Below are 12111 nucleotides of genomic sequence, written 5' to 3'. Positions count from 1 at the left end.
TCGGAACAGTTTTCCGTGGGCGTACCAGGACTTGAACCTGGGACCTCTTCGTTATCAGCGAAGCGCTCTAACCGCCTGAGCTATACGCCCCCTTGCCCCGTCGGGCCGAAATATGACTTTACAGCACATCCCGACGCAACTCCAAATCGGGCCGCACGATGCCTGCGGGACGCGTCTGCGGTACAGAAAAACCCTCCTCCACCGACGGATATCCGTGGTGGAGGAGGGCTGTTCCGTAACGGTCTCAGTCGTCGGTAAGGGTAACGCCGATGCCGCCGACCAGGGTGGCAGAGATGTTGTAGAGCACGGCCGAAAGCATCGCCAGCGCCGTCAGGAGGACGACGTTGACTACCGCGATGATGGTCGCAAACGACGCCACCTGACCCAGCGAGGCATAGGCCCGCAGGTCGAAGGCTCCGCCCTCGCTGCCAGCGATTTCCGTCAGGAGGTCATTGACGCGGTCGAAGATGCCGGTGATGTCCAGCGTGGTCCACAAGACGATGGACGCGACAACGGTTACGATGCCCAGCGCCACGGAGAGCAGGAATGCCATCTTCAGTACCGACCAGGGGTCCACCTTGCTCACAAGCAGGCGTGCGCGGCGGGCCTTGGCCTTGGGCGCCGGACGGACTAACCCGGGGCGTGACGCCTGGCCCGCCGGACGCGTGCCGGCAGGACGTGCGCCGGAATTTCCGCTTGAGCGGGCTCCCGCCGCCGGCTTTTGCCCTGTCCCGCCCGACGGGCGCTGCGATGGCTTCGCCGGCGGGTTGCGAGGAGCCCCTACGCGCGGTGCATTAGCCGGCCGGGTACCCGGCCGGGGCGTATTGGGTGTGCTCACTCGTTACCTCCGTTTTCCGGCGCCTCTGCTGCCTCGTCGGCAACCGATGGCATTTGGTCTGCATTCAACGGTACTTCATCAGCAGGCTGCTGCGCAGATTCCGCTGCTTCGACAGCCTCATCTGGAACTTCAGCCTCATCATTCCCGGTGTCTTCCTCCGGAACGGCGCCCAGGCCCCGTTCGGAGTTCTTGGCGACGGCGATGATGCGGTCCTTCTTGTCCGGTTTGGCAAAGATAACGCCCATGGTGTCCCGGCCCTTGGCAGGCACGCCGGTGACCGAGGAACGGACTACCTTGCCACTGGCCATGACAACCAGGACTTCGTCCTCTTCCTGGACGACAAACGCGCCAACCAGGTTTCCGCGGTCCTCGGCATACTTGCCGACCTTAATGCCCAGGCCACCGCGTCCCTGTACCCGATATTCCTCAACGCTCGTCCGCTTGGCGTAGCCGCCCTCGGTGACGATGAAGACAAATGAGTTATCCGTGACGACGTCGGCCGTCAGCAGCTCGTCTTCTTCGCGGAACTTCATTCCAGTCACACCGGACGTTGCGCGGCCCATCGGGCGCAGGGCCTCGTCCGTGGCGGTGAAGCGCAGGGACTGGCCCTTGCGGGACACAAGCATCAGGTCATCCGTTTCGGAAACAAGCTGTGCAGAAACCAGTTCGTCTTCGTCGCGCAGGTTGATGGCGATGACGCCGGCCGACCGGTTCGTGTCATAGTCCTCAAGCCGGGTTTTCTTGATCAGGCCGCGCTTGGTTGCCAGCACCAGATAGGGGGACTGCTCGTAATCGCGCAGTTCCAGCACCTGGGCAATGTGCTCGTCCGGCTGGAAGGCCATCAGGTTGGCCACATGCTGGCCCTTCGCGTCCCGTCCGGCTTCTGCGAGTTCGTAGGTCTTCGCCCGGTAGACGCGGCCAAGGTTGGTGAAGAACAACAGCCAGTGGTGCGTCGTAGTGACAAAGAAGTGTTCGACGACGTCGTCACCGCGCAGCTGTGCGCCCTTGATGCCCTTGCCGCCGCGCTGCTGCGAACGGTAGTTGTCGATGCGGGTCCGCTTGACGTAGCCGCCGCGGGTGATGGTGACCACCATTTCCTCTTCAGGAATGAGGTCTTCCATGCTCATGTCGCCGTCGTAACCCATAGCGATCTGGGTGCGGCGGTCATCGCCGTACTTGTCGGTGAGTTCCTGCAGCTCTTCGCTGACGATCCCGCGCTGGACTTCCTCGGACGCGAGAATCCGGTTGAACTCGGTGATCATCCGCTCGAGTTCGGCATGGCGGTCCTGGATTTTCTGGCGTTCCAAAGCGGCAAGCCGGCGCAGCTGCATATCGAGGATTGCCCGGGCCTGGAGCTCGTCGATATCCAGCAGCCCCATGAGGCCGTCGCGCGCTGCCTCCGTGGTGGCCGAGGCACGGATGAGCGCGATAACCTCGTCCAACGCGTCGAGTGCCTTGAGCATGCCGCGCAGGATATGAGCCTCTTCTTCGGCCTTGCGCAGCCGGTAGCGTGTCCGTCGGACGATCACTTCCAACTGGTGGGCGACCCAATGCCGGATAAACGCATCGAGCGTCAGCGTGCGCGGGACGCCGTCGACGATCGCCAGCATATTTGCCGCGAAATTCTCCTGCAGCTGCGTGTGCTTGTACAGGTTGTTCAGCACCACCTTGGCCACGGCATCGCGCTTGAGCACAATCACCAGGCGCTGGCCGGTGCGGCCGGAGGTCTCATCGCGCAGGTCCGCGATGCCGCTGATCTTGCCGTCCTTGACCAGGTCGGCGATTTTGATCGCAAGGTTGTCCGGATTGGCCTGATAGGGAAGTTCCGTCACCACCAGGCAGGTGCGGTTCTGGATTTCTTCCACGTTGACCACGGCGCGCATCGGAATAGATCCGCGGCCGGTCCGGTAGGCATCTTCAATGCCCTTGTGTCCCAGGATCTGTGCACCGGTCGGGAAATCCGGGCCCTTGATGCGCTGAATGAGTGCTTCCAGCAATTCCTCGCGGGAAGCCGTAGGGTTCTGCAGGTACCACTGCACACCGTCGGCGACTTCACGCAGGTTGTGCGGTGGGATGTTGGTGGCCATACCGACGGCGATGCCGGACGAGCCGTTAACCAGCAGGTTGGGAAAACGCGACGGCAGGATGGTCGGTTCCTGGTTCTTGCCGTCGTAGTTGTCCTGGAAATCGACGGTTTCCTCGTCGATGTCGCGCACCATCTCCATGGCGAGCGGGGCCATTTTGGTCTCGGTGTACCGCGGGGCCGCGGCGCCGTCGTTACCCGGGGATCCGAAGTTCCCCTGCCCCAGTGCGAGGGGATAACGCATGGTCCAGTCTTGGATCAGGCGCACCAACGCATCGTAGATGGCGGAGTCGCCGTGCGGGTGGTACTGGCCCATGACCTCGCCGACCACACGCGCGCACTTGTTGAAGGAGCGGTCCGGACGGTAACCGCCGTCGAACATCGCGTACAGCACGCGGCGGTGGACCGGCTTGAGCCCGTCCCGGACGTCCGGAAGAGCACGCCCGACGATGACCGCCATGGCGTAGTCCAGGTACGACCGCTGCATTTCGGTCTGCAGGTCGACCTGCTCGACCCGGTCCGTCAGAATATCGCCTTCCAACGGGATGTCCCCGGCAACACCCTCGGGGAGGTCCGGAGTCTCTTCGTCGCTCATCGTTGCGTTCCTTCTGTCAAAGTCATCGTGTTACCAGGGAAAGGGTTTCGGCCGGCCATCGCTAGATGTCCAGGAACCTCACGTCCTTGGCGTTCTGCTGAATAAATGTGCGGCGGGACTCGACATCCTCGCCCATCAGCACGGAGAAGATCTGGTCCGCGGCCGCGGCGTCATCCATGGTCACCTGCAGCAGCGTGCGGTTATCCGGATCCATGGTGGTGTCCCACAGTTCCGTATAGTCCATCTCGCCCAGACCCTTGTAGCGCTGGATGCCGTTCTCCTTGGGCAGGCGCTGGTTGCTGGCCAGCCCCTTGCGGATTACGTCGTCGCGTTCCCGGTCGCTGAAGACGTAGTCGTGCGCATGGTTGGACCACTTGATGCGGTACAACGGCGGCTGCGCCAGGTAGACATAACCGTTTTCAATCAGCGGGCGCATGTAGCGGAACAACAAGGTCAGCAGCAAGGTGGTGATGTGCTGGCCGTCAACGTCGGCATCTGCCATCAGTACGATCTTGTGGTACCGGGCCTTCTCGACGTCGAAATCCTCGCCGATGCCGGCACCGAAGGCGGTGATCATGGCCTGGACTTCGGCATTGCCCAATGCACGGTCCAGACGTGCCCGTTCCACGTTGAGGATCTTTCCGCGCAGCGGCAGGATGGCCTGGGTCTCGGGGTTGCGGCCGCGCACGGCCGAACCACCTGCCGAGTCACCCTCCACAATGTAGATTTCCGACTTCGACGGATCCTTCGACTGGCAGTCCTTCAGCTTGCCGGGCATGCCGCCGGACTCCAGCAGTCCCTTGCGCCGCGTGGACTCGCGCGCCTTGCGGGCAGCCAAACGGGCCTGCGATGCCTGGATCGACTTGCGGATGACATCGCGCGCGGGACCGGGGTTGCGCTCCAGCCAGTCGCCGAGTTCGTCGGTAACAACGCGCTGGACAAAGCCCTTTGCTTCCGAGTTGCCGAGCTTGGTCTTGGTCTGGCCTTCGAACTGGGGCTCGCCCAGCTTGACGGAAATGACGGCGGTCAAGCCCTCGCGGATGTCATCACCGGTAAGGTTGTCATCCTTTTCCTTAATGATGTTCTTTTCCCGCGCGTACCGGTTGATCAGCGAGGTCATGGCAGCCCGGAAACCCTCTTCGTGGGTGCCGCCCTCATGCGTATTGATCGTGTTGGCGTAAGTGTGGACGCTCTCGGAGTATGAGGTGGTCCACTGCATGGCCACTTCGGCGGACATCTTGCGCTCGGTGTCCTCGGTTTCGAAGGCGATGACCTCCGGGTGGATGATGTCCACCTTCTTCGAAGAGTTCAGGTGCGTGACGTAGTCCAGCAGGCCGTTGTCGTATTTGTAAACAACTTTGCGGTGCTCCGGAGTGGTTTCAACCTCGGTGGCCGGGTGGTCCAGATCCACGTCTTCGCTGTTGGAGACGTTGTCCTCGGGATGCCGCTCGTCCGTGAGCGTGATCTTCAGTCCCTTGTTCAGGAACGCCATCTGCTGGAAGCGGGCCCGCAGGGTCTCAAAGTCGAACTCGGTGGATTCGAAAATCGTCGAGTCCGGCCAGAACGTCTGCTGGGTGCCGGTCTCTTCGGTGGCTTCGCCCTTGCGCAGGTCTCCCACCGGCTTGCCGCCGTCCGCGAAGGACTGGTGCCAGACGAATCCCTGCCGGCGCACCTCGGTCTCCACGCGTGAGGACAGTGCGTTAACTACGGAAATACCGACGCCGTGAAGACCGCCGGAAACCGCGTATCCGCCGCCGCCGAACTTGCCGCCGGCATGCAGGATGGTCATGACAACCTGGACTGTGGGCCGGCCCTCGGTCGGGTGCATATCCACCGGGATACCGCGCCCGTTATCGATCACGCGCACGCCGCCGTCGGCCAGCAGCGTGACATCGATCGTGTCGCAATAGCCGGCCAGCGCCTCATCGACGGAGTTGTCGACTACCTCATAGACCAGGTGGTGCAGACCGCGGGGACCGGTGGAGCCGATATACATACCGGGGCGTTTGCGGACCGCTTCGAGACCTTCCAGAACGGTGATGTCGCTGGCACCGTAGTCTTTGGGTTTTACGCCCTCTGTCTCCTGGGGTTCTGCGCCGGTATTTTCCAGCTCATTCTCCTGCGCCACAGTTGCCGTCGACTCCTCTAGTTCCGTCTCATGTTTGGGCGCCCTCCCAGCAGGGAAAGGCGCCGCCACCTAATTCTAGCGTGTCGCGGCGTCGAATTATGCATGAACAGGCCCTGGACGGGCAAGAAACTGCCTTTTCCCGCATTGAGGGGGCCTGTTATGGGTCGGTGTATAGGTGGCGGCCCTCTGAGTGCTCTACTTGGCTCCTGCGCATTTCGCAAGAGCCCCTTTCGATGTTGTGGAGTTTATCCGTAAGTATCGCGCGGGCCGCGCCCGCTGACGGTCCGATAACCCTTGCGCCAATTCGGCGCGGACGGAGCGAGGACCTGGATTTTGGTGACCACGCCTGCACCGAGTGCTTCATCGAAGCGTTTGAGCAACGCATGGCTCATCAACCGCAACTGCGTCGCCCACGCGGTGGAATCACAGCGCACCTGGACCGTTGTGTCCTGGAAGCTCTCCGGCCGGCAATGGGCCGCAATCTCTGCCCCCACCAGCTCGTCCCATCGCGAAATCACGGATCCGACCGCCACCGGCGAAGACCATCCCCGGTCCTGGACCAAACGGCCGAAGACCGCTCCGAGGCCTCTCGGATCCCGGCCGGAATCCTGTTTCGCAGTTGCGCTCACAGGATGAGGCGACGGCGTACGACGGCGGGTGGCTGACCGGGTGCGGATCTCGCCACGGCCTGCGGCCGCTTCACGGACTCGGCTAAGCATGGCTTTGGCGGCATCAACCTCGTCGTGATGCGTTGTCTCGGGCTGGGCGGGGCCGGTCCGGGGTTGCGGCAGACCGGCTTGTTCTCCTTGGTTGTCCCGAGGTGTGGAAGCGGGACGTTTTCCGGTTGCCATCACTGATCCACCCCTCCCGGAATGACGGTCAGCTTCTCGCCGCTCAGGGCGGCAGGGATATCTTCCACTACTGCTGCCGTGACGATGACTTGCTCTGCACCCGCCACGATCCCGGCCAGTTTATCCCGTCGCTGGGTATCGAGTTCGGCGAAAACATCGTCAAGAATCAGCACCGGGGCAGCCCCGGGAGTCTGGTCATCTTCGCGCAGCACATAGTAGGAGGCCAGCCGCAGAGACAAAGCAAGGGACCAGGTTTCACCGTGGGATGCGTAGCCCTTGGCCGGCGTCGGGCCGAGCACGAGTTCCAGCTCGTCACGATGGGGGCCGACCAGGGAAATACCGCGCTCGACTTCCTTTTTGCGCTGCGCCCGGAATGCCTCCAGGTACTTGGCAGCCAGTTCCTGAACGCTCATCGAACTCAACGGGAGATCCTGCGCACCGCCGTCGTTCTCTATTTCTCCCTCGTCCGAAAGCTGCAGGTCGATAGTGGAACGGTAAATGGCGGCGGCCTTTTTTGAACCATCCGTTAAAGACGCGTACGCGGCCGCGACATGCGGCTGCAGCAGTTCGACCAGTTCGAGCCGTGCCTTGAGCAGTGCCGCACCGGCCTGGGCCATGTGCTGATCCCAGACCTCCAGGGTGGATTCGTGCGTAGAGGTGAACCGGCCGCTGGCACGCGCCGACTTCAACAACGCGTTGCGCTGTTTCAGTACGCGGTCGTAGTCGCTGCGGGTGGCGGCATGGTGCGGAACCAGGCTCGCCAGGAGCTCATCAAGGAAACGACGCCGGTTGGATGGATCGCCCTTGACCAGTGCCAAGTCTTCCGGTGCGAAAAGAACTGTACGAAGGATCCCCAGGACGTCACGGGCACGGACCGGGTTCGCGCGGTTGATTCGGACGCGGTTGGCCTTGCCGGGGTTGATCTCCAGTTCCAGGGAAGTGGACTGGCCGCCGCGGACAACCCTGGCACGGACAAGAGCCCGCTCTGCGCCAAAGCGGATGAGCGGACCATCCGTGCTGACGCGGTGCGAGGACAGGGACGCCAGATAGCCGATCGCTTCGACAATATTGGTTTTGCCGACGCCGTTTGAACCCACAAATACAGTGGTTCCGGGCGTAAAGGGGATATCCAGTTGGGTATAGGTCCGGAAATCAGTCAGGGATAAATACTCTACAAACACCTAGCAGCGGCTACTTCTGGTTGTCATTGTGCTGTTCTCCGGCGTCGCGGGCGCCGGGTGCGCGGACGGCATGTCCGCCGAACTGGTTGCGCAGCGCCGCGACCATCTTCATGGCTGGCGCGTCGTCCTGCCGGGAAGCGAACCGGGCAAAGAGCGCGGCGGTAATGGCAGGTGCCGGGACGGCATGGGCTATGGCTTCTTCCACGGTCCAGCGGCCTTCGCCCGAATCCTCGACATAGCCGCCGATTTTGCTTAGTCCCGGGTCCTCTTCAAGCGCCTTGACCATGAGATCCAGCAGCCACGAGCGGACGACCGTGCCCTTTTGCCAGGCGCGGAATGTTCCGTGCACATCCTTGATGATGTCCTTGGCTTCGAGCAGTTCGTACCCTTCGGCATAGGCCTGCATGAGTCCGTATTCAACGCCGTTATGGACCATTTTTGCGTAGTGGCCGGCACCGACATCGCCGACGTGAACGAAGCTTTCTTCCCGCGGTCCCTCGGGACGCAGTGCATCGAACAGCGGCATGGCTGCTTGGACGCGGTCCGGATCTCCGCCGGCCATTAGTCCGTAACCGTTGGCCAGCCCCCACACACCGCCGGAGACACCGACGTCGACAAACCCTACGTTCTTCTCCGCCAGCAGTGCTTCATGTTTCTGGTCTTCCGTGAACTTGGAGTTCCCGCCATCGATCACCAGGTCTCCGGCTTCAAGTTTTCCGGCCAGATCGATGATAACCGAATCCGTGATTTCCCCTGCGGGGACCATCACCCAGATAATCCGCGGGGCCGGAACAGCTGCCACCAGCGCATCGACCGATTCAACATCCGTCCGCTCAGGATTGCGATCGTAGCCAGTAACCTCTATGTCCGCGTCACGGAGGCGTTGGCGCATGTTGAAGCCCATTTTCCCAAGTCCAATGAGGCCGATGTGCATAACGATCACTCTTTCCCGGTTGTGGTTGAGACTAGCGTCGCGGGTCTGAACTGAGGTTCGTGCTGTTTTCGGCTTATTGGTTTGGCAACCGTACCGGCATGAGCAGGTAACGGTAGTCTTCCTTGTCTTCGCCTTCGAGGTCATCCTGCGCGGACATGACCGCAGGCTTCGGCGGGGTCGTGAAGGAGAACCGGACGTACTTGCTGCTGAAGGCGTTGAGGCCTTCCGACAGGTAGTGCGGATTGAAAGCGACCGTAATTTCATCTCCGGACAAGGCTGCTTCGATTGCTTCGGAAGCCTGGGCATCTTCGCCCGTGCCGGCATCCAGTGAGAGCTGCCCGTCGGTGAACGCCAGCCGTACGGGCGTATTGCGCTCGGCCACCAAAGATACGCGGCGTACTGCCTCAACGAGTACCGAGGTTTCGACCGTTGCGTGGATGGGTGTGTTTTCCGGGAACAATGAACGGATCTTCGGGTAATCGCCGTCGACGAGCAGTGAAGTGGTTCGGCGACCGCCGCTTTCGAAACCGATCAGTTCGCTATTGTCCGAAAGCGCAATGCTCAGATCGCCGGAACCGCCGAGAGTCTTGGCAACTTCGTTCAAGGTCTTTGCCTTGACCAGTGCGCTGGTGGAGATACCGGGTGTGGCCGGCCGCCAGGCTACCTCGCGCAGCGCCAAACGGTACCGGTCTGTGGAGAGCAATGTGATGAGGTCGTCTTCGATCTCCATACGGACACCGGTCAGGATGGGCAGAGTGTCGTCCCGGCTTGCCGCGATGATCACCTGGCTAACCGCTTCCGCGAAAGCTTCTCCATCAACAACACCGCTGATATCCGGCAGCGCTGGCAGTTCGGGGTAGTCCCCGACCGGCATGGTTGCCAGGTTGAATCGGCTACTGCGGCAAGTCAAGGTCACCTTCGTGCCATCGGTGGAGACATCGACCGGGGCCGAGGGCAGGCTCCTGGAAATGTCCGCGAGGAGCCGGCCGGAAACAAGAATGGTGCCTTCTTCGCTTACATCCGCCGGAATCTGAAGGCGGGCAGATATCTCGTAATCGAAGCTGGCGATGCTGACCATGCCGGCTTCGGCTTTGATGAGCAAGCCCGAAAGCACGGGAACAGGAGGCCTCGGCGACAGCGAGCGGGCTGTCCAGGTTACGGCCTCGGCCAGGACATCCCGATCAACTCTGAACTTCACTGAAGTGTGCCGCCTTTCACAACGTACATGCCGGGGAATGCCAGTGGTGACAGCTCTGCCGCTCTTCCCGGCAGAAAGAACCGGCGGCTGCTGTCGACCAATGACAACAATTCTCTGTGCAAGCTTAGCCGCCAGACAGGCATTCTCACACCGGAGGTGGATTTCGGTGGATCGGAGCATCAGGGATCGGAGAGCTTGGATCGTCAGGGTCAAATGTTATTTGGAAAAGCCTGAATAGATGGGATTCGTAGTGTTAATAACGTCTGTGGATACTGTGGATAACTGCTTCTGGCCGCGGCTGCTGGCGAAATCGCCCTGTTCACAAGATGTGCAGTTCCTCCGTCAGTGCCTGTGAGGTCGTGTGGACAAGAATCCTTGTGATTATTGGGATCCACAGGCGACCCTGTAGTTATCCCTCCATGAAGTGCGGTTCTCCACTTAATGATCCACAGCTTTATCCACACCTGTTAATTTCGGACCGGTCTAAGGGTCTGAAAGATAAGCTTCAGAAAATAGTCAAGGGTCCGAAGGTACCTGGGGAGTGGTCTTTAAGGCTTAGCTCTCGCGCTGCTGCTGCTTGATGAGGTTGGTTAGCTCGGTGACCTGGTTGTAGATCGCGCGACGCTCAGCCATCAGTTCCCGGATCTTTCGATCCGCATGGATGACGGTTGTATGATCTCGGCCACCTAGTTCCTGACCGATCTTTGGCAGTGACATGTCCGTCAGCTCCCGGCACAAGTACATGGCGATCTGCCGGGCAGTCACGAGCGTGCGGGTCCTCGACTTACTGCACAACTCCTCAAGACTAAGTTTGAAGTACGCCGCAGTCTGACCCAAGATCGTGGTCGACGTGATCTCTTGTGCCCCGTCGTCGGTAATTAAATCCTTGAGGACGATTTCTGCCAGGCCCATGTCCACGGCCTGACGGTTCAAACTTGCGAAGGCAGTGACGCGAATCAGCGCGCCTTCGAGTTCGCGGATGTTGGTAGAGATTTTGGACGCGATGTACTCAAGCACCTCATCCGGGACGGACAGGCCTTCACTGATGGCTTTCTTGCGCAGAATCGCGATTCGGGTTTCCAGCTCTGGAGGCTGGATGTCGGTCAGCAGGCCCCACTCGAAACGTGAGCGCATCCGTTCCTCAAACCCGGAAAGCTGCTTCGGCGGAAGATCTGAGGTGATGACTACCTGTTTGTTGTGGTTGTGCAGTGCGTTGAAAGTGTGGAAGAACTCTTCCTGCGTCGCATCCTTGTTGGCCAGGAACTGGATGTCATCGATGAGGAGAATATCCACGTTCCGGTACAACTGCTTGAAGCTCGCACCTTCATCGTCCCGAATGGAGTTGATGAAGTCGTTCGTGAACTCTTCGGAATTCACATAGCGGACGCGGATCCCGTTGTAGAGATGCCGGGCATAGTGCCCAATCGCATGGAGCAGGTGGGTTTTACCCAGCCCTGAATCACCGTAGATGAAGAGCGGGTTGTAGGCCTTTGCAGGTGCTTCGGCCACGGCCACGGCAGCGGCGTGTGCAAAACGATTCGATGAGCCGATGACAAAGGTGTCGAAAATGTACTTCGGATTGAGCCGGCCGAATTCGTGCGAGGTGCTCGGCGGAGTGGGCTGTGCGCGAACTTCGTCACCCGCGGTGCTGGCCGGCGACGGTGCAACTTCCGGTTCGGGTTCCGGTTCCGTCTGCGTGACCATGTCCGTATCCACAGAGAATGCACAGAGGATCTCGTCCTGGAAGACATCGCGGAGGGCATCCTGCAAGGGCTCCTTGAGCTGCTGGGATTGGAAGACTTCCCTAGTAAGTTCATTGGGGACAGCTACCAACAGCGTGGTTCCAATCAAGCCCTTGGCCTGGGCGAGGACTACGAAACCTCGCTGCCGGGGACTGACTCTGTCGTCCCGTTCCAAGGTGCGAACCACCTTACGCCAGGAGCTTCCGACGTCGTTTATCTGGTCCGTATCCACCGAAAACCCCTCAAATAGCAGTAATGCAAATTCCTCCACTTCCCGTTTTACCGGATCCAAGACCTTCATCCACAGAGTTATACACAGACGTGGATAAAGTGCTCTTGCCAAGAGTAGATGATGATTCTGGTAGAAGATAGCTGGAAAGTGGCCTAGGTGAACTAATGCGGCCGAAGGCGGCGAAAGCGTTCGACAAGAGGTTGTCCACAGGTGTTTATCCACACCGGTGGATATCAACGGTAGAGTGCTGGTCCCGGGGAATCATGTCAAGATGCCCGCTTCGATTGATTCGTGGAATCATCTGATTTTGCCCGGATAGCAGGTTTGGG

The 12111-nt window shown here is 60.5% G+C and carries 8 protein-coding genes and 1 tRNA gene; all 9 read right to left on the bottom strand.

Going from position 1 to position 12111, the window contains the following annotated elements; all coding sequences use genetic code 11:
• Positions 1 to 16: 16 nt before the first annotated feature.
• The 9 genes from AC3A4M_RS06795 to dnaA all read right to left on the bottom strand — a co-directional run bounded on the left by AC3A4M_RS06795 (position 17) and on the right by dnaA (position 11782).
• Positions 17 to 90 (bottom strand) — tRNA-Ile (locus AC3A4M_RS06795).
• Positions 91 to 244: 154 nt separating this feature from the next.
• Entirely contained in the window at positions 245 to 838 is a 594-nt protein-coding gene (locus AC3A4M_RS06790) for a DUF3566 domain-containing protein (RefSeq protein WP_498734814.1), read from the bottom strand.
• Complete coding sequence (gene gyrA / locus AC3A4M_RS06785) at positions 835 to 3516, bottom strand: DNA gyrase subunit A (RefSeq protein ID WP_498734812.1); 2682 nt, start codon at positions 3514 to 3516, stop codon at positions 835 to 837. The genes AC3A4M_RS06790 and gyrA overlap by 4 nt, the downstream gene beginning before the upstream one ends.
• A gap of 61 nt (positions 3517 to 3577) precedes the next feature.
• Positions 3578 to 5626 (bottom strand): DNA topoisomerase (ATP-hydrolyzing) subunit B, encoded by a 2049-nt coding sequence (gene gyrB, locus AC3A4M_RS06780; RefSeq protein WP_498735564.1) that lies wholly within the window; start codon positions 5624 to 5626, stop codon positions 3578 to 3580.
• Between the two features lie 263 nt (positions 5627 to 5889).
• Positions 5890 to 6495, bottom strand: a complete 606-nt coding sequence (locus tag AC3A4M_RS06775) for a DciA family protein (protein WP_498734811.1) — start codon at positions 6493 to 6495, stop codon at positions 5890 to 5892.
• Positions 6495 to 7676, bottom strand: coding sequence for a DNA replication/repair protein RecF (gene recF / locus AC3A4M_RS06770; protein ID WP_498734810.1), 1182 nt, complete (start codon positions 7674 to 7676; stop codon positions 6495 to 6497). The genes AC3A4M_RS06775 and recF overlap by 1 nt, the downstream gene beginning before the upstream one ends.
• Positions 7677 to 7686: 10 nt before the next feature.
• A complete protein-coding gene (gnd, locus tag AC3A4M_RS06765; protein ID WP_498734809.1) occupies positions 7687 to 8610 on the bottom strand; it encodes a phosphogluconate dehydrogenase (NAD(+)-dependent, decarboxylating) in 924 nt (307 codons plus the stop codon).
• 73 nt (positions 8611 to 8683) lie between these two features.
• On the bottom strand, positions 8684 to 9808 hold the full coding sequence (dnaN, locus tag AC3A4M_RS06760; protein ID WP_498734808.1) for a DNA polymerase III subunit beta: 1125 nt from the start codon (positions 9806 to 9808) through the stop codon (positions 8684 to 8686).
• A 555-nt stretch (positions 9809 to 10363) separates the two neighbouring features.
• Entirely contained in the window at positions 10364 to 11782 is a 1419-nt protein-coding gene (gene dnaA, locus AC3A4M_RS06755) for a chromosomal replication initiator protein DnaA (protein ID WP_498732930.1), read from the bottom strand.
• Positions 11783 to 12111 lie beyond the last annotated feature (329 nt).

It is taken from the genome of Arthrobacter sp. Soil_C_60, from assembly GCF_057656375.1.
The sequence above is the reverse complement of the archived record's forward strand: the minus strand, read 5'-3'. Positions and strand labels throughout refer to the sequence as shown.

Bases quoted from the DNA above. Each gene is read 5' to 3' on its own strand.
- gyrA (WP_498734812.1), bottom strand. From the start codon at position 3,516: ATGAGCGACGAAGAGACTCCGGACCTCCCCGAGGGTGTTGCCGGGGAC.
- AC3A4M_RS06775 (WP_498734811.1), bottom strand. From the start codon at position 6,495: ATGGCAACCGGAAAACGTCCCGCTTCCACACCTCGGGACAACCAAGGA.
- gnd (WP_498734809.1), bottom strand. From the start codon at position 8,610: ATGCACATCGGCCTCATTGGACTTGGGAAAATGGGCTTCAACATGCGC.